The 22,998-nt window shown below is 46.4% G+C and carries 24 protein-coding genes and 2 pseudogenes; 3 read left to right on the top strand and 23 right to left on the bottom strand.

The features are described 5' to 3' along the window. Nucleotides 1–160: 160 nt before the first annotated feature. The 5 genes from ABJ225_RS21920 to flaG form a co-directional block, all read right to left on the bottom strand. On the bottom strand, nt 161–694 hold the full coding sequence (locus ABJ225_RS21920) for an REP-associated tyrosine transposase (RefSeq protein WP_481900646.1): 534 nt from the start codon (nt 692–694) through the stop codon (nt 161–163). Between the two features lie 120 nt (nt 695–814). After that, the gene (gene fliT, locus ABJ225_RS21915; RefSeq protein WP_347321605.1) at nt 815–1,156 is read right to left on the bottom strand and encodes a flagellar protein FliT; all 342 of its coding nucleotides are present in this window, start codon (nt 1,154–1,156) and stop codon (nt 815–817) included. Further along, nucleotides 1,156–1,560 (bottom strand): flagellar export chaperone FliS, encoded by a 405-nt coding sequence (gene fliS / locus ABJ225_RS21910; RefSeq protein ID WP_347321604.1) that lies wholly within the window; start codon nt 1,558–1,560, stop codon nt 1,156–1,158. The genes fliT and fliS overlap by 1 nt, the downstream gene beginning before the upstream one ends. 21 nt (nt 1,561–1,581) lie before the next feature. Further along, a complete protein-coding gene (locus ABJ225_RS21905) occupies nt 1,582–3,078 on the bottom strand; it encodes a flagellar hook-associated protein 2 (RefSeq protein ID WP_347321607.1) in 1,497 nt (498 codons plus the stop codon). Between the two features lie 27 nt (nt 3,079–3,105). After that, nucleotides 3,106–3,447, bottom strand: a complete 342-nt coding sequence (gene flaG / locus ABJ225_RS21900; protein WP_347321603.1) for a flagellar protein FlaG — start codon at nt 3,445–3,447, stop codon at nt 3,106–3,108. A 502-nt stretch (nt 3,448–3,949) separates the two neighbouring features. Between flaG and ABJ225_RS22440 the strand changes: the two are divergent. After that, nucleotides 3,950–4,336: pseudogene (locus ABJ225_RS22440) on the top strand (hypothetical protein); the annotation flags it as partial. 194 nt (nt 4,337–4,530) lie between these two features. On the opposite strand, the pseudogene ABJ225_RS21895 reads toward ABJ225_RS22440, so the two are convergent. The 14 genes and pseudogenes from ABJ225_RS21895 to ABJ225_RS21830 all read right to left on the bottom strand — a co-directional run. Continuing rightward, nucleotides 4,531–4,647, bottom strand: a pseudogene (locus ABJ225_RS21895) (flagellin); the annotation flags it as partial. A gap of 337 nt (nt 4,648–4,984) precedes the next feature. Further along, nucleotides 4,985–5,971, bottom strand: a complete 987-nt coding sequence (locus ABJ225_RS21890) for a flagellin N-terminal helical domain-containing protein (RefSeq protein ID WP_347321602.1) — start codon at nt 5,969–5,971, stop codon at nt 4,985–4,987. A 155-nt stretch (nt 5,972–6,126) separates the two neighbouring features. After that, entirely contained in the window at nt 6,127–6,348 is a 222-nt protein-coding gene (csrA, locus tag ABJ225_RS21885; protein ID WP_347321601.1) for a carbon storage regulator CsrA, read from the bottom strand. Between the two features lie 4 nt (nt 6,349–6,352). Further along, nucleotides 6,353–6,796, bottom strand: a complete 444-nt coding sequence (gene fliW, locus ABJ225_RS21880; protein WP_347321600.1) for a flagellar assembly protein FliW — start codon at nt 6,794–6,796, stop codon at nt 6,353–6,355. 3 nt (nt 6,797–6,799) lie between these two features. Then, a complete protein-coding gene (locus ABJ225_RS21875) occupies nt 6,800–7,381 on the bottom strand; it encodes a DUF6470 family protein (RefSeq protein ID WP_053429067.1) in 582 nt (193 codons plus the stop codon). A gap of 60 nt (nt 7,382–7,441) precedes the next feature. Next, on the bottom strand, nt 7,442–8,347 hold the full coding sequence (flgL, locus tag ABJ225_RS21870) for a flagellar hook-associated protein FlgL (RefSeq protein ID WP_317950431.1): 906 nt from the start codon (nt 8,345–8,347) through the stop codon (nt 7,442–7,444). 15 nt (nt 8,348–8,362) lie between these two features. Further along, nucleotides 8,363–9,940, bottom strand: coding sequence for a flagellar hook-associated protein FlgK (gene flgK, locus ABJ225_RS21865; protein WP_347321599.1), 1,578 nt, complete (start codon nt 9,938–9,940; stop codon nt 8,363–8,365). Nucleotides 9,941–9,961: 21 nt separating this feature from the next. Further along, complete coding sequence (locus tag ABJ225_RS21860) at nt 9,962–10,459, bottom strand: flagellar protein FlgN (protein ID WP_347321598.1); 498 nt, start codon at nt 10,457–10,459, stop codon at nt 9,962–9,964. A 17-nt stretch (nt 10,460–10,476) separates the two neighbouring features. Then, complete coding sequence (flgM, locus tag ABJ225_RS21855) at nt 10,477–10,743, bottom strand: flagellar biosynthesis anti-sigma factor FlgM (protein WP_063190619.1); 267 nt, start codon at nt 10,741–10,743, stop codon at nt 10,477–10,479. An 88-nt stretch (nt 10,744–10,831) separates the two neighbouring features. Continuing rightward, a complete protein-coding gene (locus ABJ225_RS21850) occupies nt 10,832–11,245 on the bottom strand; it encodes a TIGR03826 family flagellar region protein (RefSeq protein WP_079515471.1) in 414 nt (137 codons plus the stop codon). A gap of 59 nt (nt 11,246–11,304) precedes the next feature. Continuing rightward, a complete protein-coding gene (locus ABJ225_RS21845; protein WP_347321597.1) occupies nt 11,305–11,976 on the bottom strand; it encodes a ComF family protein in 672 nt (223 codons plus the stop codon). Beyond that, nucleotides 11,966–13,282, bottom strand: a complete 1,317-nt coding sequence (locus ABJ225_RS21840) for an ATP-dependent helicase ComFA (protein ID WP_347321596.1) — start codon at nt 13,280–13,282, stop codon at nt 11,966–11,968. Before ABJ225_RS21840 ends, ABJ225_RS21845 begins: the two co-directional genes overlap by 11 nt. Before the next feature lie 383 nt (nt 13,283–13,665). After that, nucleotides 13,666–14,517 carry a DegV family protein gene (locus ABJ225_RS21835; protein WP_347321595.1) on the bottom strand — a complete coding sequence of 284 codons (852 nt, stop codon included), beginning with the start codon at nt 14,515–14,517 and terminating at the stop codon, nt 13,666–13,668. A gap of 151 nt (nt 14,518–14,668) precedes the next feature. After that, entirely contained in the window at nt 14,669–15,586 is a 918-nt protein-coding gene (locus tag ABJ225_RS21830) for a DMT family transporter (protein ID WP_347321594.1), read from the bottom strand. A gap of 183 nt (nt 15,587–15,769) precedes the next feature. On the opposite strand from ABJ225_RS21830, the gene ABJ225_RS21825 reads away from it, so the two are divergent. Both ABJ225_RS21825 and murB read left to right on the top strand, forming a co-directional pair. Then, nucleotides 15,770–17,779 carry a bifunctional 2',3'-cyclic-nucleotide 2'-phosphodiesterase/3'-nucleotidase gene (locus ABJ225_RS21825; protein WP_347321593.1) on the top strand — a complete coding sequence of 670 codons (2,010 nt, stop codon included), beginning with the start codon at nt 15,770–15,772 and terminating at the stop codon, nt 17,777–17,779. 704 nt (nt 17,780–18,483) lie between these two features. Then, entirely contained in the window at nt 18,484–19,404 is a 921-nt protein-coding gene (murB, locus tag ABJ225_RS21820) for a UDP-N-acetylmuramate dehydrogenase (protein WP_063190611.1), read from the top strand. Nucleotides 19,405–19,683: 279 nt separating this feature from the next. Here murB and ABJ225_RS21815 read toward each other — a convergent pair whose 3' ends face one another. The 4 genes from ABJ225_RS21815 to ABJ225_RS21800 form a co-directional block, all read right to left on the bottom strand. Then, a complete protein-coding gene (locus ABJ225_RS21815; protein ID WP_347321592.1) occupies nt 19,684–20,151 on the bottom strand; it encodes a hypothetical protein in 468 nt (155 codons plus the stop codon). Nucleotides 20,152–20,217: 66 nt separating this feature from the next. After that, complete coding sequence (locus tag ABJ225_RS21810; RefSeq protein ID WP_347321591.1) at nt 20,218–21,120, bottom strand: helix-turn-helix domain-containing protein; 903 nt, start codon at nt 21,118–21,120, stop codon at nt 20,218–20,220. Nucleotides 21,121–21,158: 38 nt separating this feature from the next. Next, nucleotides 21,159–22,046 carry a helix-turn-helix domain-containing protein gene (locus ABJ225_RS21805; protein WP_347321589.1) on the bottom strand — a complete coding sequence of 296 codons (888 nt, stop codon included), beginning with the start codon at nt 22,044–22,046 and terminating at the stop codon, nt 21,159–21,161. A 45-nt stretch (nt 22,047–22,091) separates the two neighbouring features. Then, a complete protein-coding gene (locus ABJ225_RS21800; protein WP_347321588.1) occupies nt 22,092–22,991 on the bottom strand; it encodes a helix-turn-helix domain-containing protein in 900 nt (299 codons plus the stop codon). Nucleotides 22,992–22,998 lie beyond the last annotated feature (7 nt).

The raw sequence follows: 22,998 nt of genomic DNA, 5'->3' as shown, positions 1-22,998 counted from the left end.
TGCCTGGCACCTTTTAGCCTTTTTGTGCCTGGCACCTTTTAGCCTTTTTGTGCCTGGCACCTTTTAGCCTTTTTGTGCCTGGCACCTTTTAGCCTTTTTGTGCCTGGCACCATCATTTCATTCGGTGCCAGGCTCACTCAAAGCGTATCTAAGTCCTTTGTTAAATGTTCCATTCATTTATTTTCCGGCGAGTTTCTACAAATAGTTGATATTTACGATGAGGGTCCTCTCCCAGTAGGGACAGGATTTTATCCGTGTGTATGATTGATGGATCGGTTGGGGTGAGGAAAGCCGGATAGCTACTCCACAGGTAATCTTCTGGTCGTTTACTATAGTTTGCTTTTACGGGGTTGAGGTGAACATAGGCACTGGTATCGAGGAGTTGTTTGGGATTGCGGATCTGTTTTGAGTAGAATCTCCCTTGAAACAGGTGACCAACGTATTCATAGCGGTGGTTGAAGTAGCGTGCATAGACGGAGTGTAGATAGTGAATGAACTCAGTTGGGGTATGGTTGATTGTGCCGAGGATGAGGTGAAGGTGGTTCGGCATGAGGCAATACGCGTGAAGAGTTGTGGGGTAGCGTTGAAGAGCTTTTTGCAGGTTTACCATGTAATGCTGGTAGTCCTTCTTATCTCTGAATAGGTTGCTTTTCCGGTTGCCTCTTGCAGTAATTTGATAGGTACCACTAGGTATCCAAATTCTTTTTTATCTTGGCATATCTTGCTCCTCACAATATTAGTTAGAGTCTGTATTCAACAATCTCTCACAAAATCCTCCAAATGAAACGAAAAAAACCTCCCAATTATGAGAGGTCTAATTCCGCTTATCGTAAAACATACCATCCGTTTGCATTGATTCATATGGATTGGTGTATCTCTGAACCGTCGTTTTGGTTTTACTTACGCCATTCATATCCCGCTTTATATCGATCTTCAAACCTGCCAGCTTTTGATCAATCTGTTTGTTCCATAGTACGATTTCTCGTCCCATACGCTGTTCCTCTAAAGAGTACGGTGGAGTGATTGAGGGCAGAAGCTGCTCTCTTTCCACTAGAAGGGTATCGATGGAATTAATCTTAGACTCACGATCCTCTTCCCCCTCCAAGATGGCTTTCAGCTGTTTCGTAATGCCGTGGCATTCAAGGACAGCACTCATTATGCTTGTCCACTCTGGCCAGCGTATTGCTTTTGGCGGTTCATTTGGATTACTTGTTTCCATGTATTGCGGAAATCGGTGACATAGCCTTCTACTTCTTCCAAGATGGACAGGTCATTTTTGATATTGGCTTCAGTCAGTCTGTGACTGATGTATTCATATAATGACAGGAGATTCTTAGAGACTTCGACATTTGTATCCAATGTGACCATAAGTTCGTGAATAATCGCTTGAGACTTTTGGATATTGGTGTTTTTCAATTCAATGTTTTTTTCGTTTATGGCTTGTTTTGCAATGTGAAGAAACTTCAGGCAGCCATTGTAGAGCATGAGGGTGAGTTCCCCTGGCGCCGCTGTGTTAACCGAGTTATTCTGGTAGGCGGCATATGGGTTGTTGATGGCCATGGTGACACTCCTTTATTTCAATTATGAGAACTGTTGCATGAGATAAGCAGACTGGGAATTTGCTCGTTGTACCGCTTTCTCCATAGCCGTAAATTGGCTCCAGTAACGGGTTTCGACTTGTTTCATACGTTCTTCAAATCGCGTAATTTGCGTATCCATGTTTTTTAGTAACTTTCCGATTGAAAATGTATCATTGACGGCTGATGATTTACCTGCCTTTTTTTCCACATTCGTCATTGTTGTTTTGAGAGATTCCCTCATGCGACGTGCAATCCCTTGCTCAGCTGAAGAGGAACCATCTTTTGCAAAAAGTTGGTAGATGGCATTAGGATCTTTTGAGATGGCTTCTTTGAGCTTGGATTCATCTATGATTAACTTCCCTCGGTCAAGGTAGTTACTAGACGTTTTGATTCCTATTTGTGTAAGCTGATTAACATCCTTGCTCCCACCAGAGACCGATGTATATAGATCTGTACGCATTTTGTTCAATCCAGATGTGAGGACTGAATCATTGCGGAGAGTTCCGCTCCGGGCTTTTTCTTCCCACAGCTTAATTTCATCTTCCGACATATCCTTCTTCTGTTCAGATGTTAGAGGCTGAAAGTCACGGAACTTCGATTTGTTCACTTCGCCGTTGACCTTTTCGATCAGTTTGTTGTATTCATCTACAAACTTGACGATGGATTCCATGATTTTATCCACGTCTGGTGCCGAAGAGAAGGTTACGTTCGTGTTGGAGGCATTCTTCAGGGTTATTTCTACTCCGTTAATAACGAAGGTGTTGGAAGATCGCTCTATCTTCATGCCGTTATAGGTGAAAATGGCGTTTTCTCCAACCGATCCTCTTCCTGCATCTTTTGCCATTACATTCGTAGCATCAAGGCCCATTTTCCCGAAGAAATCTCCTTCCAGCTGAATTTCAGCTTCAGAACCCCCACTCCCACTATTTTTACTCATCACAGACATCTGTTTCGTCTTTTCATCAAAAAACATGGTGACCCCGGTTTTCGAGTTGATTTTCGAAAGGAGGCTTTCCATTGTTTCTGCCGTTGGGTCGAATGCAATCTCCGTGAATTTATCCGGCATTGTACCATCTGCATTAATAGCCTTCACTTTAATGGTTTGTTGACCTGTTAATTGCAAGGAGTCGCTTAGTTTTTTCTTTGGGTCAAAACCTGCATCTACTTGCTGACCATACATAGTTGCAGAAGTTGCCAGTTTCTCAACTTTGATGGTTCCATTGAAGTCGGAAGTTGATGCCAGGTTCTTAATTGAAATGTCATTCGGGTTAGAAATATTCACAGTCTTTTGGATGTAAGTAGCTTGTCTCATGACACCATCAAAGATCATATTACTGAAATTGAGCATTTGGCTATTCATTTCGCGGTAGTCATCACGCTGCCATTCGAGGTACTGCTTCTTTTGATTCAATTTATCTAAAGGCATTCGCTCTGCCTTCATCAAGTCACTGATGATTTTATCGGTATCCATACCGCTGGCGAGTCCGCCCACTCTCATATTCGCCAAGAACTACACTTCCTTCCTTTACGCTTTCTTATCTACTACTAATCCCATAAACTCAGCCATATCTGCATGCATATCCAAGAATTTTTTTGCGGGAATCTCTTTGACTATCTCTTGAGTAACATCATCCACGATCGTTACGTAATACTCATTGAGTCGGTCATGATATTCAAACTTCAGATGAGTATTAGACGAAGATACAAACTCGGTCATACCGTTCAAAGCAATCTTTACGGATGTTTCTGAAACAGGTTTCTCTATTGGTGCGGACTGCTTTTCCTCTACCCTTACATTCTGTATCAACTCATTCATGTAATTGCTTACTTTTTGTTGAGTGTGTATCCCAATTGTTCCACCTGCCATAGCCTGAAACCCTCCTGGTTATTATAGAAATAATATCGGTCATTTCCGAGAGAAAGTTTAGTCTTTCTTGCAAGTTCACTAATAAGGGGGTTACTATTATGTTATAGGAACATACGTTCTATTAATGAAGGGTGAGATGATTTTGACTTCTATTCATTCAATGCTGTGCGGTAAGCTATTAGGCGATGGATCCATCACACAACAAGCGGGAAGGAAGCCACGATTCACTTTCAATCATGCTGCCAAAGATAAGGAATGATGGTTTTATTGCTATCACTCTTTAAATCCATATATACCCTTATCTCCCCCTGCCTACAAAAGATCAATGGATCCAAGAATTAAGAAGGGATTCTCAGAGTCATACTATGTTCAGTCCAAATCCAACCCTCTAATTCCAACCCTTCGATCGATTTGGTACCCTGACAACAAAAAAAGTCTTCCACATGATTATATCAGCAGGCATCTTGATACTTTTGCTTTGGCATGGTGATATCAGGATGATGGCCACTCGAAAAAAGAAAATGAAATTCCTTGCAAGATCATATTATCTACAGAGAGTTTTTCTCATGCAGAAAACCAATTTTTACTAAACCTTCTCTGTAATAGATTCAATCTGCACTTCGCTCTGGACGGTCAAAACCGATTACTATTGTACGACCAATTTCAGATCCTCTATTTTCTTCATCTGATCACTCCTTATTTAATCCCAGGAATGCACCGCAAGCTAATACGTTTCAATACTATTAAACCCAGCGTTGCCGCTTCCAAGAGAACGACGATTTACCTACCCTCATTACTAAAATTGAAGCACCCTACTAATAACTATCTATTCTCACAGCCCTTTACGATGAGATTAAAAGGGAGAGATTTTATTAAAACGTGTTTTTAAATACAGTAGAATAGCTCTCAACTCAAGAACTAAAACCATACCTAATTGTGATAAAACCAAATAATTTGGAGCTTAGTTTAATCCTGAAGAATATTACGGGATTAAACACGGGACAATTAGTAAATCTATGTTTTTTGATGAACTAGGAGACATAAAAAAGAGGCCCTGAGACCAGGACCCCTTTAAACATAAGATTAACGAAGAAGTTGAAGCACACCTTGTGGCTGTTGGTTTGCTTGCGCAAGCATAGCTTGAGCTGCTTGTGAAAGGATTGAATTCTTCGTTTGTTCCATCATTTCTTTCGCCATCGTGCGAACATTTACTTTCATAAATGACCAGACTATATCTTCACCCTTACTAGAAGGGGTTGGGCACTTCGGATCCTCAGTGCTGATGGACACTGTCTCACCTACGGATTTCATCATCATGAGCAAAGCTTTTAGATGGTCTATCCTAGTCGTTGAACCTTCTCCAGGGTTTCCCCACAGGAGCTTGGCTGCTGATTGCCCAATCTCTTCTTTTCTCATAGCCATCGCGCCTGTCGTTTCCAACTACGCTGTGGCAAGAAGAGCTCTAAGGGGTTTCCAGCAATTCACCCAATCATAATCACTGACCGTTACCAGTCAGGACGACTGTACTTGTTGCTACTTAGGCAGCTAAAGTATAATCTACGTCGCGAACACGTGATTCTGCGGCAGTTAAGTTTTCGGAAGAAGTACTAAGATTATTAATTGTATGTTCTAAACGGTTTTGATAAGCACCCAACTTAGAACGTTCGGAAGATACTGTATCAATTGCTGTCTGTACAGTAGTAATTGCAGCATCTGCACCAGCTTTAGTAGAAACATCAACAGCATTAATATCCAGCGCAGCTGATCTCATGTCAGAGATACTAAGATTAATATTTTGCCCTTCATTAGCTCCAATTTGGAAGTTAGCTGATCCAGCAGTAACCACTACATCACCTACTGCAGCATCTGCCGCATAGTTGGAATTAGTTTTAATCTCGATGCCAAAGTCTGAGAAGTTAAGCGTCTGAGCACCGGCAGCATTGTCAATTGTTTGAGTCTTAGTACCATCAGAAATTGTTAACTTACCAGCAGCACCACTAGTGATTGTATAAGTACCGGCAGCAGCACCCGTTGTAGAAGCAGATGCTACACCGCCAACAGCCAAGACTGTTGTGTTAGCTGGCGTTTGATCTACTGTTCCACCAAGCCCACCATTAAGTAGTTTTTTAGTATTGAATTCCGTATCATTACCAATACGGTCAACTTCAGTGAGTAGCTGTGAAACCTCTTTTTGAATTTCAGCACGATCGTTATTGTTATTTGTATCGTTAGCAGATTGAACGGCTAGTTCACGAACTCGTTGCAAGATAGAATGAGTCTCATTAAGAGCACCTTCCGCAGTTTGAATCATTGAGATAGCATCTTGAGAGTTTTTGGATGCCATATCCAACCCACGAATCTGTCCACGCATTTTCTCAGAGATTGCTAGTCCTGCAGCGTCGTCTCCTGCACGGTTGATACGAAGACCTGAAGATAGTTTTTCCATTGATTTAGATTGTGCATTTGAAGCACTGTTCAATTGACGGTGCGTGTTCAATGCAGCGATATTGTGATTGATTCTCATTGTGTTGTTTCCTCCTTGAAAGTAAGTTCACGTCCTTGTGAACTGTTTGGTTTTGGTTTGCCGGGGAGGAAGAGGTCGGCCGCCCTTTCCTCTTTGGCTTACATAAGTAGTATCGGTCGTTTTTCCTGGGTGTTTAGTCGTTTTGAAAAAACTTTTTATTCGTTTTTCGGGAGGAGGTTAAGTAGGTTTTGGATACCTTTTGAGGCTTCCGTGTTTTGTTCTTGAATGGATAGATAGACTTCCTTGCGGTGGATGTCTATGTGTTTAGGAGCATCGATCGCTAGTTTGATTTGGTCTCCTTGGATCGAGACGACTTTGATTTCAATGTTGTCTCCGATTTGGATGCTTTCGCCGGTTTTCCTGGTGAGTACGAGCATGGGGTCACCCCTTCTTTCCAGCTGGCTGCGCCAGGATTTGGTGTTGGGTGCGGTAGTTCATGTCGGTTAAGATGATTTGCTTCCCGCTTTTGTTCGCTGTGTTTATGATGATCGGTCCTTGGAGGTTGGCTGTCGATTCCTTGAACGGGTCTTTTACTGTCAGGATTGCGAGGACTTGAATATCTTCTGTTGTTGGATTACCAAGTTGATCTAGACTTGCCCCATCAAGTTCGAAATCATATTCAGGGAAAAAGAGGAACGGATTTGTCGTGATGAAAGCAAGGTCTGGCGTCGAGGTGGACTGGAGGACTTGAAACCATTCATTTCCTTCAAGGGGAAGCAAGGCAAATTGTTTTTCATCATGGAAGCCGGGTATACCTTTTATGAATGAAAGTAGTTCTTCGTCATTGACAGTGATGTTGCCGTGATAGGTTGTTTGGATGTTCATGTGTCACATTCCTTTGTTTAGATTTTCACCTGGTGCGACCCAGTCGATTTTGAGGTCCGCATATCTCTGCATACCGATGTTTACCTTGGCAGGAGTGAAGTCAACGATCGGTTTATTCGTCCGGGTATTGTTGATGACCCGTTGGGGCTCAATGTTCACCCTTACGCTTCCCGGATCGTACCCGATTTTGACGCTGCCGGCCGATGGGATGAAGCCTATATTAAAGTCATAAATCGGACTCGCACTGTTGCGGTCCGCCTGTTCGGCCAAGGCATTTCCACCGTTTTCGATCATCATGAGCTCATCGCCGTCCCCCGAGACGCGCGCCATGCCCTCGAGCCAGTCCTGATAGCCTTGATTCGCAAAGTCTTCAATCCGCCTGCGGATCGATTTTAGATCCATATCGGCCCTGGCTTCTGATTGATCGATGGTTAGTTTGGACGGAGTTCGCTCAATATCCATCTTAGCTTGCGGCTGCTGGATATCTACAGTGGCATTTGGTTGCTGCATATCGAATTGGCCGGGAGTGGTCTCAATAGATATCGCGGCATTCGTTGATTGGATACGGATTTGCGGGACATTCATCCTGTTCACCTCTCTATGGTAAAAGGGACCGACCGCGGATGGTCGGTCCCTTTATTTAACTTATCGTAAAAAGTCCATCAAGGTCGGCTGCATGATTCTTGCCCCGACACTGAGTGCTGCACGGTGGACGCTTTCTTGTGATTTCAAATCAGTGATGACCCGCTCGATTTCAGCGTCTTCATTATCAGACATGATGCGCTTTGCCATCGTTTCTTGTTGAGAAAGACGGTCATCGACCATTTCTAAACGATTATAGCGAGCTCCTAGGTCGGATCGTTCCGACGATAGTTTTTCAATGACACTGTCCAGCTTATTCAGCATGCCATCTAGGTCCGTATCATCATTCGACTCAAACGCTTTCTGAATGGAATGGAGCGTATCAAACATCTCCTGATTAAAAACTTTACCCGGCGTGACGTTCGCCTTCAAGGTAACTCCAGGGGACACCTCTACAATATAATCACCGATGGCTGCATTCCCAAGATTATCAGCAACCTGTGGCGCACTGCCATCTGCTGGTGCTTTGTCCTTGATTGGAGACTTATTCACATCTGTCCCGTGATAGATATAGCGACTGCCGACTTTCGTTTCGGCAATGGTGATCATATCCTGCTTGATTTGACCGATTTCAGCAGCTACGGCTTTCTTATCATCTTCTGAAAGGGTTCCATTCTTTCCTTGGAGAACTAGCTCCCGGACACGTTGAAGCCCTTGGTTGCCTTGTTCTAACCCTGCCTCCGAATTGTCCATCCACAAATAGAGTTCAGACAGATTCCGCTTGTACTGCTCCACCCCACTCACATTGGAGCGGTAGAACATCCCCTTCATAGCGACGACTGGATCGTCTGAGGGACGGGTGATCTTTTTACCGGTGGAGAGCTGATCCTGGAGCTGGCCCATCCGGCTGTAAGAGGAGCTAAGATTCCTCATTGAGTTGTTGGTCAGCATGCTTTGGGTTACGCGCATGGTTCATTCACCTGCTTATCTTCCAACGGTTCCCATTCCGTTGATGATTTTGTCGAGCATTTCGTCCTGTAGGGTGATCATCCGGGCAGAGGCGTTGTAGGCGTGCTGGAATTTGATCATATCCGTCATTTCTTCATCAAGGGAAACACCGCTTACGGACATGCGGCGTTCGTCGACGGAGGAACGCAGGACGTTTGAGTTCTTTGTGAGCTTGACGGACTCCTGGGATTCAACCGCCATTTTACCGATGACAGATTCAAAGTGGCCTTGGAAAGAAGATTCCTTTTCGCCGTATGGAAGTTTGGTAGTTGTGATCAGGTCGGCCAGCTTTTGAATGTTGGATGTGTCTCCCGCTGTCGGATTTCCGATTCCGGCTGTGGCGATGTTATCAGGGTTGCTCATTTCATCGGCAATCTGGATCCGCTGGGCGAAGCCTTCTTTACTAATATCCGCAAGGTCAGCATCAGGAGCTTTGCCGTCCTTGAAGAATTTCGGCGTAGTCGACTCAAAGTTTTCAGGATCGAAGTTCGGATCTTCCATCTGCGCGACTGTAAGACCTTGCTGATGCTGTTCATTGAATGCCTTCGCAAATACGTAGGCCATATTATCAAGTTCGTCAATCATGGCCACATAGGATCCCGTAGCTTTTCCATCTTTATTCGTATACCCATACGAATCGATCAAACCACGAAGTTTTCCTTCCCCTTGGCTAAGGAAGCTGTTGATGTCCAGGGTTTGATTTCCGATTTTCACGGAGTCGACTGATTCTTGCGGTCCTTTGGTCGAAAGGGAGAGTTCATTCACACCGGCTTTATCTACCAGTTTGATGGCGAAATCTCCATCCTTGCCAACGAGACTCACAGATACCGAGCCTTCTGCTATTGCAGAGGAAGCTCCTCCATTCGACTGATAGCTTGTCTTGATTGGCACAAGGGTTGAGAGTTGATCCAATAGGCGATCACGCTCATCGTAGAGATCATTCGGAAGATAGCCGTGTGGTTCTACTTCAGCAATCTGCTTGTTCACTTGATCGATCTGCCTTGTGAGGGAATTGATTTGCTTTTCAGTCACGGCCAGTTCATTTTGAAGGTCTTTTCTGACGCTTGTCAGTGATGTGGACAAATAGTTAAAGGTTTCTGCCACGGCTTTTCCGCGTTGGATGACAACGGAACGTGCGCCGGTATTCGATGTATCACTCGCCAAATCCTGCAGGGACTTCCAGAAAGAGTCCATCGTACTAGACAATCCAGATTCGGAAGGCTCGTTCATAATTTCTTCCATCTTCTGCATGGATTCCATCTTGTTTTCCCAGTATCCGAGTTTATTATTTTCATTGCGGTATTGAAGGTCAAGGAAGGAGTCCCTTACGCGCTGGATTGAACCCGCTTCGACGCCTGTACCGAGTTGTCCGGGAATCCTGGGACTGTTAAAGCCCGGGGATGGGAAAGCTTCCGTAGGGTTGAAGTTGACGCGTTGCCGGGAATAGCCCGGTGTGTTGGCATTCGAAATATTGTGTCCGGTCGTGTAAAGGGCCCCCTGCTGGGTGTACATGCCCCGTTTGGCTGTTTCAAGGCCCATGAATGTGGATCGCATCTTGATGCCTCCGTTTCTGATCTATGCTTTGGAATCAAACAAAGACCGGCCTGGCGCCGGGACTTTATTGTCATCGTTCGGTCTTGTATAGTTGGTCTGATTTTCTTTCGGCTGCAGGGCCGACAAGCTCATATTCAAAAATTGAAGAGATTGATAGACAAGCTTTTGATTGAGTTCATTTTGCTCTTTCAACTCAGCGATGACGGCCGTTAGTTTTCCGTGCCAATCCGAGAGTGTTTCTTTCTCTTCTTCGGGAGCCGTTTCCATGCACTGTAAAAGGGTCGGGGGCTCATCAAATGATCGACCATTCGATTCAGCATATTGCTTGGAATGAATTTGACGATCATTCTCTACCGTCTGAATAGCGGCAAGATGTCGTTGTTCATCTTTTAATACGCCATCCAATTGGTCCATCTCACTCGCCTTGATGATGGTGGTTTTTCGTTTGGAGAGGTCGAGGAGGCTCATATGCAGTTTATGGAGTCTGTCTAATGTTGTGGTTAAGGCATTGAGTGACATGGTAATCCCCTTCTCTATTATTCTCCGTGATAGAATTGCTTCAGGCTTTTGGCGATGGCTCCTGCCTGGATCGTATAGTTTCCGCTCTGTACCTGTTCTTTTAATGAATCTACTTTCACTTGGCGATCGTTTTCCAATTTGGACACTTCCTGCATCTCTTTAGCCCGTGAAGAAATTTCCACCTTATCCGAAGGAGCGCTTCCCCCTTTGACAGGTTGGTCAGCTTTGTTTTGTTGTTGCTTATATGCTTGGATATTGTAGTTCCCGATCTGATTAATCTTCAAATCCGTCTACCTCCTTTTTCCATTCTTTCCGAGTCTTATAGTAAGTATATCGGATGATTGGGAGGTTTGTTTAGTGATAGGATATGGTTCATTTTTCCTTTCTGCGGGTGTAGTACGTATGGCCTGATTCCTTGAGGGATTGCTTCCATTGTTCATCCGTTTCATGCTGTTTGAGATCTTGGATGAGGGACGTTTGGCACCCTTCGCAAATCCGTGCGCTGTGGATGATCTTGCCGCAGCGGTCGCAGGGGTAGCCCATATTCGGGAATTGTCTTGACTGGATGCGGCCTTTTCGTACCCAAGTATGAAGGAGTTCTTCCTCTACGCCAGTGACGTCAACGACTCGTGCGATGGACGCGGCCCGGTTTTCCCGTTTTTTCAGGAAACGGATGACGGTATCGAATAGAGTTTCTTCTGCTTTATGGCATGCTTCACACACTTCGCGGAAGCGGGATTTCATGAATAGCGCGTTACAGCGTGGACAGTTGTTTACTTCTGACATGGTTCATTCCTCCGTGTTTGGCAGGTTCCCTTCTTTTATCGGCAGGTTGGGGTAAGGATTTAACCCCTGGCAATCGTGAAGGATGAGACTTCCCTTGCACCCGCTTTTTTCAAGAGGATAGCTGCATGCCTGAGGGTCGTGCCCGTCGTATAGATGTCGTCGATGAGGAGAATCTTCTTGCCTGATAGATCCGTCTCGGAAAGGCGGAATACCTGCGCGCTTGTCATCCGCTCTCGTCTCGACTTCTTCGATTGCTTTTCGGTATGGGTCCTCGTGAGGAGGTCATGACAAGGTAGTCCCGCTTCGATCAGGAGGGCCTTTGACTGATTGAATCCGCGCTCGTATAATCGCTCGGGACTGAGAGGAATGGGAACAAAAAGATCAGCTTTCGGGATAGCCGTTTGCATAAAAGACGCCAGTGCCTTAGCAAGAACGTAATCTCCTCTGTATTTGTAGCGTGCGAGGACCTCTTTCATGAACTCGTTGTATTGGAATAGGGAGACATTCCGCTCCAACACCCCGTTCCATTCAGGTTTTCGGTTCCACTCCATGCAATCGGAGCAAAGGCCTCCATCCATTCCAGTGCGCGAACAGCCGGGGCAGCCGTCTTCGATCCGCACTAACCCTCTGTCACATTCGTCGCACAAAAGTTTGGTGTCCCTTTGAAAGAAAGCCCCCCAGCTCATTTTTTCATCGAGGTCTCCACCGCAGTACAGGCAGTCACGTGGCATCGATGAGCCCCCTCTTCCCGGCTTCCTTGTTCATGTCGCTGATATGGGCACGGGCTTTGTTCATCTCGCTGGTCTTGCCATGGTGAAAGTACACAATGTCCCCGTCCGGCTGATCAGAACTCCTCCCCACCCTGCCCGAGATTTGCACAAGGGCACTCTCGGTGAAGATGGTTTCCTCTGCCCCGAGAACCGCCACATCAATGCCAGGAATGGTGACTCCCCGTTCGAGGATCGTCGTGGTAAGAAGAATCGGCATCTCGAACTTACGCATCTTCATGACCTTCTCCTTTCGTTCAGGATCCTCGGCATGGACGGACTCGATCAGGGGGTGAATGGCTTTGAACAGGGGGAGGGCTTTGTTCATGATGGCGACGCTGGGGAAAAAGATGAGGGCTGGGGTTGAGGTGTGCAATCTTTGTAGCGTCCACTTCTTCAGTGACGGCGGAATCTTTCCTTTTTTCAACGATTTCTGCCAGTTTCCGCACCAGGCAAATCGCGGGGATGGAATGGGATGACGATGGAAGCGGGCCGGGATCCTGAAGTGGTTTCGCCGTCCCGATCGGCACTCCCGCTGTGTTGTAGCATCGGGTGTTGCCGTGAGATGGATGAGGGAAGAGGAACGTTTTCTTGCTTTCTCCACAGCGAACTGCAGGGATGGATCGAAGGAAAAGGGAAAGGCATCGACCTCGTCGACGATCATCACATCGAATGCCTCCTTGAAACGGAACAGCTGATGCGTGGTAGTCAGCACGATTTGCCCGTATGACTGGCGTTCCTCGGAACCACCGTAGAGTGTGATCAGATTGGTCTCGGGAAACACCTTCTTCAAACGAGGGGAAAGCTCTAGGATGACATCGGTCCTAGGAGTGGCGAGGCAGACGCGCTTACCTCTCCTGAGCGCCTCATGGATTCCCTCGAACAGCACCTCCGTCTTACCAGCACCGCACACGGCCCACACTAGGAGATCCCGATTCTCTTTCACCGCCGTGATGAGCTCGGTGGATGCCTCCTGTTGCGCAGGCGATAGCGTCCCCTCCCAGGCAAAAGGAGAATCATCTTCCACACGGGGAGGCGGACCATTCCACGTCAGGAGGGGCGTGCACTCAGACACCCTCCCCATCATCAGACAGTTCCGGCAATAGCGGCATGACTTCCCGCAGCGGGCGCATTCAAACTCACCAAAACTACCGCGCGAACCGTTCCCGCAACGCTGACAAGTACCCGCCTGCACACCGGGACCGTAAGATACGTAGCCTTGTAGATAATGCTCATGAACGAGCATCCCATCAAACGGTACCTCATCCATCAATAGGGACCTGCCGCAAAGAAGCAGCTGTAAATCTTGAGAATAAGAGAAGGATTCATTAAAAGAAGGAGAAGGGATTGCTGGAAAATCTGAAATACGTAAAGCCTTGGGCTCAGGGTGACCAAATGGGGGCATCGGGGTGATAAAACCATCTTGCTCTGTAAAAAGCATGGCTTCATTCCTTTCAATAGGGGATGTATGAATAATTCTCCACAGGCTAGGAGAACTCCTTCATTTTCATAGAGAGGACGTGCCAAACCTCTTACTCCTCAAAGAGCAAATCGACGAAACGAAACGGTCCTCATCCCAATAGTCCAAACTCCGGACCACTCATCCATACAAAAAAGGCCTGGACCCAAGTCCAAACCTCCTTCATTCTACAATCATTCCGTCATCTTTCGCGCCCATCCCATACCCATGGACCCTTCTCCAAGATGTGTCCCGATCACCGGGCCGAAATAACTCACACCAAACTCCACATTCGGGAATTGCTCCTCAAGCTGTGCCTTCCACTCCATCGCCTCTTCCTCACGATTGGCATGGATGATCGACGCCTGATAACGTCCACCGTCGGAAACAGCTTCACCCAACAGGTTTTCGACGCGCTTCAATGCTTTCTTCCGCGTACGGATCTTCTCGAACGGGACGATGACCTTGTCCACAAAATGAAGCAACGGCTTCACTTGCAGCAGGCTTCCGATGATGGCCTGGGCGTTCGACAGGCGTCCTCCGCGCTGAAGATGGGTGAGGTTGTCCACCATGAAGTAAGCCCTCACCGTTCCTTTCATTTCATCAAGAAGACTGACGATCTCTTTGGCATCGCGTCCTTCGCGGCTCAGCTTTGCCCCCTCAAGAACATAGAAACCCTGGACCATACAGCTGATCTCGGAATCATAAGGGTACACCTCGATTCCGCTTACCATTTCACCAGCTTGGACGGCTCCCTGGTAGGTGCCGCTGATGCCGCTTGAGAGATGGATGGAGATGACGGCGTCGTAATCGTGTGAGAGCTTCTCGAAAAGCTCCACGAACTGGCCGACGGGCGGCTGTGAAGTGGTTGGCAGTCGATCCGAGCTCCGAACTTCTTCAAAGAACTGACTTGCGGTGATATCAACTTCTTCCTGATAGGTTTCCCCTCCTATGATGACGCTCAAGGGGATCATATATATGTCCAGCTGATCACGCAATTCTTTCGGGATGTAGGCTGTACTATCCGTTACAATTGCCGTTTTCATAGAATTATTACCATCCTTATATGTTATTTTCCTCGCTATCTGTAATAGCTTATCTTATGTATCCCTCTCATTTTATATGAAAAGGAATCGATTTGCACCCGTTAAAAGGCTATGAATGTCTAAACGGCTGTTTAGACAGAGGACGTGGTCATTACGATCTTCCCACCGTTCCATCAAACGTTTGTTTAACCTTGACCGCCCTCTTTTTCCGCGATGAAAGGTACACTCCAGTGAAGATGATGAGGAGCCCGATGATCAGGTTCGGGGTGATTTCCTCCTGTAGAAGGACGAATCCCCATACCATGGCGCTTGCCGGGATGAGGTACGTCACAGTGGACGCGAGCTCAGGGCTGCCCTTCGTGACAATATAGAAAAACAGCAGGGCCGCTATACCCGAACCCAGGCATCCGAGACCAATGACGCCTGCCAGTACCTCAAGGCTGAGAAGTCCTTCATACGAGTTCGGTCCGCCCGTGACGGCAAGCCCGATGAAGCTGAAGACACTTCCGATCAGCAGCTGGAAGGTGGAGATGACGACGACGCTTGTTCCACCGAGGTACTTTTTCGTAAAATGGGACGAGAACGCATAGCACATCGTGGCGGCAAGCATCGTTCCCACCCCGACAAAGTCCGATGAGAAGAGACCGGTGATCTGAAAGTCCATCAGCACCAAGATCCCGAAGAACCCGATGGCGATGCCCAGCCACTGCGAGCCGGTCAGGATGACGGAAAACAATAAAAATCCGATCACCCCTGTCCAGATCGGCGTCGTCGCGTTCAGAATCGACGCCGTGTTGCTGTTGATCTGGGTTTCACTGAGCGCGATGAGCGTCCACGGTAAGGCTGCGTTCCCGATGCCCACGACGAGGAGTTTCTTCAAAGGAAGCCTGGTCTTCCCTGACTTCTTTCTGTGCATGAAGTAGATTGGAAGTAGAATCAGAGCTCCTGCAAAGCAGCGGATGAATACGGTCCCCCATATACCTGCAGGCTCCACGAGCCATTTAATGAACACAAACGACATCCCCCAGATGAGGCTGAGCCCCACGAGGGCACTATATAATCGGACCACTCCGGTCCCTCCTCCCTTTTTACCTTCTATCATCCTATCCTATGCGCCAGGAATTGGATAGACCCCACTGTAAAATCCCGGTTTCCGGTTTACACAAATGATACTTTTCCACCATTTCAACTTTACAGCTTTATGCTAGGATGGAATTGCTTTCATATCATGACAACATTAGGAGAGATGAACATGCAGTATACGAAACTGAAGTGGATCACCGGTACCTCCCTTGCCCTCACCCTCCTCGCCCCGAATGTACATAGCGCCAAGGCTGCAGAAACGGATCTCGTCAACCTCCGCATTCTTGAGACGACGGATATCCATGTGAACCTGGCCAATTACGACTACTATCAGGACGCGGAAACGGACAAGTACGGCCTTGTCAAAACCGCAAGCCTCATCAAACAGGCCCGCAGCGAAGCAAAAAACAGCCTCCTTTTCGATAACGGGGATTTGATCCAAGGAAATCCACTCGGCGATTATGTCGCGAAAATCGACCCGCTGCAGCCGGGGGAAACCCATCCTGTATACAAAGCCATGAACCTGCTCGATTATGATGCCGGGAATATCGGAAACCACGAATTCAACTATGGACTCGATTTCCTGAAAACGTCCCTATCAGGCTCCAACTTCCCGTACGTGAATGCGAACGTGTACGTGGATGACGGAACCGGGGAAAAGAATTACTTCAAGCCTTATGAAATCCTCGACCGCGAAGTCGTCGATGAAGACGGTGAAACCCACTCAATCAAAGTAGGCGTCATCGGGTTCGTCCCTCCTCAAATCATGCAGTGGGACAAAGCCAATCTTGAAGGAAAAGTCGTCACAAAGGATATCGTAGAAACCGCCGAGCATTTCATTCCAAAGATGAAGGCTGACGGAGCCGATATCATCGTCGCCATCCCTCACTCGGGAATCGGAACGGTAACGAGCGAAGGCATGGAGGAAAACGCCACCTATGACCTCTCAAAATTGGACGGAATCGATGCCATTCTGTTCGGTCATTCCCACGGGACCTTCCCTTCTGCCGCATATGACGGCATCGAAGGCGTCGATACGACAAATGGGACCATCAACGGAACCCCTGCCGTCATGCCGGGTTACTGGGGTAGCCACCTAGGACTCGTCGATCTTCAGCTACAGCACACAGACGGGAAATGGACCGTCCTGAATGGGAAATCATCCACCCGTGGCATCGCCGATAAAGACGGAAAACCATTTGTCGCCCGCGATGAAGAAGTGTACAAAGCCATCGAGGACGATCATCAGCACACCATCGACTGGGTGCGAAGCGCCGTTGGCGAAACGACGGCTCCCATCACCTCGTACTTCTCACAGGTGAAAGATGATCCATCAATCCAGATCGTGACCAATGCCCAGAAATGGTACGTAGAGAAATACATCCAAGGTACCGAATATGAAAACATCCCGGTCCTGTCAGCTGGAGCACCGTTCAAAGCCGGTACCCGAGGAGACCCGACGTACTATACGGATATCCCTCAGGGAGAACTTGCCATCAAGAACGTCGCCGACCTCTATCTCTATCCGAACACCCTGCAGGCCGTCCTTATCAAAGGCTCTGACGTAAAAGAGTGGCTCGAGATGTCTGCCGGTCAGTTCAATCAGATCAATCCGAAAAAACGCGGAGAACAATCCCTGATCAATCAGGAGTTCCGCTCCTACAACTACGATGTCATCGATGGCGTCACGTACGAAATTGATGTCACCAAGCCAGCGAAATATGATGCCGACGGGAATGTCATCAATCCGAAATCACAGCGGATCAAGCACCTGAAGTTCAACGGCAAAAAAATCGATCCGAAACAGTCCTTCCTGGTTGCAACCAACAACTACCGTGCAAGCGGGGGTGGGCACTTCCCGGGCATCGATGGCACCAACATCGCCATCCAGGCACCGGATGAAAACCGCAACGTCGTCATCGACTACATCATGGAGCAAGGCAGCATCAACCCGGAAGCTGATGGAAACTGGAGTTTCTCACCAATCAAAGGTCCGGCCACCGTCACCTTTGAATCATCTCCAAAAGCAAAAGAGTACATCAAAGATTCTCGCACATTCAAATACATCGAAACCAAGGAAGATGGCTTCGCCAAGTACACCATCAAACTTAAGAATTCAGGCAAAGGCGAACAATCAAAAGGGTTCATCGCAAACCTTATTTCTTCCATTTTTAAATAAAACAGAAGGCGCCCCGCGTTTGGGTGCCTTTTTTTGCATTCAATTCTAATGAGGGTATCTTGTAGAGAGGTCCGTTCCTTTTCGCTTCAGGCGCTTGCTTTCCTGCGGGGAGGGTGGCAAGCCTCCTCGTGCCTGCGGGGTCTCGCCACTCCTCCTTTTCCGCTGGAGTCAAGCGCCTTCCGCTTCAATACACTCTGTGGTTTTAATCAAGGCGATATTCAATTTGACTATAAGAGTGATGCATATCACTTAAAATATGTGATTGTGTACAAATTTTATAGTTATTCATTTGAGTTTAAGTCTGATGAACCGTATCGCATGCTCCTCTACTTACCATCACAATGAAATGATTTTATCTTTCCCATGAACAATAGCTAGCACACTTTAAAAAGCACACAGTGCAGTGCAGCGAAGGCCACCCGACTCCTATGGGAATAGCGGGCAGGGTGAGACCCTGCAGGCGCAGCCGAAGCGGCTCACCGCACGCCCCATGGAAAGCGGGTGGCCGCAGTGGAACGGAACGAACCCTTCTTCTTTCCATACTATTCAAAAGGAACAATCCAAACCTTTTCCCCTTAAAATCACCGCATTCAACACCAATTCACCCAACTGTCAAACGAAACCATTTAACTTTCATGGGTTTTCGTCATATAATGGTGTGGTAACTTCATTCACGGATAAAATATTCTATAGGACTGATAGAGATGTACAATAAAGAAATCGTTTACCAAGAACTCTCAAACGTAATGAAAAAAGAAAACATCAAACGCGACGAACCGCTTCGCGATCACCTCTACACGCGACTTGGCGGCAACGCCGACTTCTTCCTCACACCGACCACCTATGAAGAAGTCCAGGAAATCGTGAAACTCGCAAACAAGAGCGACGTACCCTTCACCCTTCTCGGGAATGGATCCAACCTCATCGTTAAAGACGGTGGGATCCGTGGAATCGTCCTTCATTTGAAAAATTTCTCCGACATCAGCGCTACCGATCAGCAGATCGTTGCCCAGAGTGGAGCTGCCATCATCGATGTGTCTAGACGTGCCCTTGATGAGACCCTGTCCGGGCTCGAATTCGCTTGCGGCATCCCTGGAACCGTCGGCGGTGCCCTCTTCATGAATGCCGGAGCGTACGGCGGTGAAATCAAGGACGTGCTGGACTACTGCTATGTAGTCGACCGTGAAGGCAACCTTGTGAAAAGGACAGCCAAGGACCTTGAGCTGGATTATCGCCACAGCAATATTTCCGAAAAAGGGGATATCGTCCTTGAAGCGACATTCAGCCTGAAGCCGGGAGACCATAAGGATATTAAGGCCGTCATGGACGACCTCACATTCAAGCGTGAGTCGAAGCAGCCCCTTGAGTATCCTTCTTGCGGAAGTGTCTTCAAACGTCCTCCAGGCTATTTCGCCGGGAAGCTGATTCAGGACAGCGATCTTCAGGGCACGAACTTCGGAGGAGCAGAAGTATCCACGAAGCATGCCGGTTTCATCGTCAACAAAGATAACGCATCTGCTTCCGATTACATCGCCCTCATCGAACACGTCCAAAAGACGGTCAAAGAAAAATTCGATGTAGAGCTTGAACGTGAAGTACGGATCATCGGGGAAGATCCCCAATAATACAAATAAGGCGCCGGGGAGTTGATCCCCGGCGCCTTATTTCTATCCCATAGATGACCCCTTAACGTCCGCTATTTCTTCGCTACTTTCGCCACTGACTTTTTTTTGTTGTCGTCTTTCATGCTCGCGGCCAGAGAAGCCTTGGAATCACGATCATATGCTTCACGAGCCTTCATATACAACAAGGACACGGGGATGCCTCCTTCTCTTTGGGATTATATGGTCTCAGTTTAACACACACACCTTCGCTAAAACCATTAAAATGGAAATTTCCCTTTATCATTTAAAGTGATAATTCCACAGGACCTTCCATTTGCCTTTATAAATGGCCACATAGCAGGGCTGACTGACGATCAGCTCACCGAACTGGCTATCGTAAAACATATCCACTTGCGCTTTCCTCACATCTTTGAATACAATTCCCTCATCGTCAAAAGCAAAGCGCTCCACCTTTTCGAGCTTACCGATTTCCACATCGAATTCCTCCACACCCATATGACCCATGAATACATGGTTCTTGGTCTGAATGTAATTCGATTTGGAGAACTTTTTCTTCATTTCAGGATGAAACAACTCCCACGCATTGCCGAAATCGCCCGTCGACTCAAACTCATAAAAGTCCCGGATCACCTCCTCCGGTGAACCCGAAGCATCCCCCCTGCCAAACAGCATGAACGCCACGACCGAGAGGAACAGCACGGCCACGACCACGACAGCCACCAGAGGGAAAGGGCTCCTCCTTCTCATCGGTCACCACTCCCTGCTTATCCTTACATAAATATGAGGGACGCGCTTGGTGTATGTAGAAAGATTTTAAATGTCCTTCTTCTTCAGTTTGGCTGCATAATCAGCACGTTTAGATTGAAGAAAATCAAGATAAGGACAATCTGGATTCAGTTCAAATAATTGAATACTATAGTCCAAGTACTCCAATGCCTTCTCGTAATTATGTAAAAGCTCATGGTTATATCCAATATGGTAGTGCAGCTCTGCCATCAGATAGAGATCTTCACATTCGATGCACCAGTCGATGCCTTGAAGAGCGTAGGAGATGGACTCCTGATAATTTTTCAAGCGGGTGTTAACACGGGCAATATTGTAAAGTAGGCGGCTCTTTATAGACTTTACTTTCAAAACACGATCAGTTGTAGCGATGATCTGTTGAACAAGCTGATATTTCTCCATGGCCCGGTCGTACTGTTCTCCATTAAATTCAAATGCCCCCAGGGTCAGGAACATTTCAAGTTCGTTTTCCGTATATGCGCGTTTCTTTCGATCTACTAAATCCATCGCGTTCTCCAACAATGATATGGCCCCGTCATGATCCCCTTTCACCTCATATATATACACACTTTTATGCCAGTAAAGGAATTGCATGGCTCTGCTATCATTGATGAATAAAGGATTATGTTCCTCCACCTGAACGATCTCCATCATTTCTTCATGCTGACGATTGATCCGCAGTCTCCTTAGCTGAGTTGCCACCTCACGTACATAATCGAGTCTTGGAGTTGAACCAATTTGAAAAAAGTAATTAACATCCACTCCAAGCTTCCTGGAAATTTGGTAAAGGACAGTGGCGTTGGGATCCAACTCACCTTTTTCAATCAGACTGATCAGTGCCTGCGTACAGATGTTTTCTGCCAATTCCCCTTGAGTTAAATTCATTTCTCTTCTCAGTTCACTGATTTTCTTTCCGATTTCAGTTAGTTTCAATAGATTCCACCCCCTATGAAATAAATGGGTTGGTCCTCTTACTTCTCAAGCATATGTAGGTAGTTTACTCTTTTGTCTCTTACGAAATTTCCGCCAGGGTTTTCTGGATATAGTTCAAACAATTGAATACTGTGATCCAAAAATTCTAAAGCTTTTTCAACGTTATTCATAAGTTCATAGTTATAAGCGACCTGATAATGCAAGACCGGCATAAGATAGAGCTGATCATATTCTAAGCACCAATCGATTCCTTTGGTGGCGAGCTCTATTGAATGGTTGAAGTTCTCTAAGCGTGTATGTGCTCTTGCTGAATGATAATAAAGACGACTATATATAGACTTATCAGCAGGAATTCTTTTCGATCCTTCCAATGCTTCTTCCACTTGATTAAAATGTTTTATTGCTTTTTTAAAGTCCTCCTCTCTGTATTCAAACACACCCAATGTCAGAATCATTTCCATTTCAAGCTCAGTATAGGCTCTTTTGCTATTCTTAGTGAGGTGGAAGGCTGATTGGATATGTGAAACAGCCTGTGGGTGGTCTTTTTCTACCTCAAAGGCATAAATGCTCTTATGCCAAAGGAGCAACTGCATTTTATTCGGATCACGGTAAAATAGAGGGTTCTTTTCTTCTGTTTTTATATAATCCATCATTTCTTCATATTTATAAACAACCCGGAGTGCCCTAAGCTGCTTTTCGACCTCATTGACGTAGTCTAATCTTGGAGTCGAACTAATTTCAAAAAAATAGTTAATGTCTACTCCTAGCTTCGTTGCAATCTGACTAAGCGTTGAAGCATTCGGTTCCAGTTCACCTTTTTCAATCAGGCTGATTGAAGCTTGTGTACAAATTCCTTCTGCCAGCTCCATTTGGGTCAAGTTCTTTTCGCATCGAAGTTCACTGATTCTCTTCCCGATTTCCTCCATTTTCATACATCCACCTCAACCCGCATAAAAATTTGTAATTTCATCTTAATGTTTCTTTATAGCGTCCAAATAAACTTCACGTTTTTCCGTAAGGAATCCATTATTCACTGGGTGATCAGGTGTCAAGGCATATAGAAGGATGCAGTAGTCCAGATATTCCAAGGCATTTTCATAGTCTTCCGAGAGTTCGTAGTTATATCCGATTTGATAATAAAGTCCCGCCAAGAGATAAAGTTCCTCACACTCGATGCACCAATCAATTCCTTCGTTTAAAAACGCATTGGACTCTTCCAAGTTACCCAACCTGGTATGAGCTCTCGCAAGATTATAAAATAATCTCGTTTTAATCGACTTATCGTTGAGAACTCTATTGGTACCGTCCAGGATTTTTTGAATCTTGCCATACTCTTCGATTACGGCTTCGTAGTTACCGAGGGAGAACTCATAAATGCCAATGGTTAGCATCATTTCAATTTCGAGCTCAGTGGTTGCCCTTTTTTTGTTTGGGAATAGCGCAAACGCTTCTTCTAATATGGATACAGCCTGTTGATGATCATTCTTCACTTCAGAATAATAAATGCTCTTATGCCAATATAAAAACTGGAGATTTTTAGGATCATTATAAAATAACGGATTTTTTTCCTCTATAGAAACAATGTTCATCATCTCTTCAAACTCATTTAAAATCCGTAGCTTCCTCACTTGTTTCTCTACTTCGGTAATATAATCCAGCCTTGGCGTCGAACCGATATGAAAGAAGTAGTTCACATCCACTCCGAGCTTTTTTGAGATTTGGTATAAGCTCGTCGCATTCGGGTCCAGTTCCCCTTTTTCGATCAGACTGATTGAGGCTTGTGTACATATTCCCTCTGCCAGTTCACCTTGGGTGAGATTCATTTCTCCCCGAAGTTCACTGATTTTCTTTCCAATTTCGGAAAGCTTCATGCTCAGC

The sequence above is a fragment of the Rossellomorea sp. RS05 genome (assembly GCF_039822645.1).
Lineage (GTDB): Bacteria > Bacillota > Bacilli > Bacillales > Bacillaceae_B > Rossellomorea > Rossellomorea marisflavi_B.
The sequence above is the reverse complement of the archived record's forward strand: the minus strand, read 5'-3'. Positions and strand labels throughout refer to the sequence as shown.

Bases quoted from the DNA above. Each gene is read 5' to 3' on its own strand.
- ABJ225_RS21825 (WP_347321593.1), top strand. From the start codon at position 15,770: ATGCAGTATACGAAACTGAAGTGGATCACCGGTACCTCCCTTGCCCTC.
- flgL (WP_317950431.1), bottom strand. From the start codon at position 8,347: ATGCGCGTAACCCAAAGCATGCTGACCAACAACTCAATGAGGAATCTT.
- ABJ225_RS21850 (WP_079515471.1), bottom strand. From the start codon at position 11,245: ATGTCAGAAGTAAACAACTGTCCACGCTGTAACGCGCTATTCATGAAA.
- fliS (WP_347321604.1), bottom strand. From the start codon at position 1,560: ATGGCCATCAACAACCCATATGCCGCCTACCAGAATAACTCGGTTAAC.
- fliT (WP_347321605.1), bottom strand. From the start codon at position 1,156: ATGAGTGCTGTCCTTGAATGCCACGGCATTACGAAACAGCTGAAAGCC.
- ABJ225_RS21840 (WP_347321596.1), bottom strand. From the start codon at position 13,282: ATGGATGAGGTACCGTTTGATGGGATGCTCGTTCATGAGCATTATCTA.
- ABJ225_RS21805 (WP_347321589.1), bottom strand. From the start codon at position 22,046: ATGGAGGAAATCGGGAAGAGAATCAGTGAACTTCGATGCGAAAAGAAC.
- ABJ225_RS21875 (WP_053429067.1), bottom strand. From the start codon at position 7,381: ATGAATGTCCCGCAAATCCGTATCCAATCAACGAATGCCGCGATATCT.
- ABJ225_RS21905 (WP_347321607.1), bottom strand. From the start codon at position 3,078: ATGAGAGTGGGCGGACTCGCCAGCGGTATGGATACCGATAAAATCATC.
- ABJ225_RS21890 (WP_347321602.1), bottom strand. From the start codon at position 5,971: ATGAGAATCAATCACAATATCGCTGCATTGAACACGCACCGTCAATTG.
- flaG (WP_347321603.1), bottom strand. From the start codon at position 3,447: ATGGCAGGTGGAACAATTGGGATACACACTCAACAAAAAGTAAGCAAT.
- fliW (WP_347321600.1), bottom strand. From the start codon at position 6,796: ATGAACATCCAAACAACCTATCACGGCAACATCACTGTCAATGACGAA.
- murB (WP_063190611.1), top strand. From the start codon at position 18,484: ATGTACAATAAAGAAATCGTTTACCAAGAACTCTCAAACGTAATGAAA.
- ABJ225_RS21845 (WP_347321597.1), bottom strand. From the start codon at position 11,976: ATGCCACGTGACTGCCTGTACTGCGGTGGAGACCTCGATGAAAAAATG.
- ABJ225_RS21815 (WP_347321592.1), bottom strand. From the start codon at position 20,151: ATGAGAAGGAGGAGCCCTTTCCCTCTGGTGGCTGTCGTGGTCGTGGCC.
- ABJ225_RS21860 (WP_347321598.1), bottom strand. From the start codon at position 10,459: ATGTCACTCAATGCCTTAACCACAACATTAGACAGACTCCATAAACTG.
- flgK (WP_347321599.1), bottom strand. From the start codon at position 9,940: ATGCGATCCACATTCATGGGCCTTGAAACAGCCAAACGGGGCATGTAC.
- ABJ225_RS21835 (WP_347321595.1), bottom strand. From the start codon at position 14,517: ATGAAAACGGCAATTGTAACGGATAGTACAGCCTACATCCCGAAAGAA.
- ABJ225_RS21800 (WP_347321588.1), bottom strand. From the start codon at position 22,991: ATGAAGCTTTCCGAAATTGGAAAGAAAATCAGTGAACTTCGGGGAGAA.
- csrA (WP_347321601.1), bottom strand. From the start codon at position 6,348: ATGCTCGTACTCACCAGGAAAACCGGCGAAAGCATCCAAATCGGAGAC.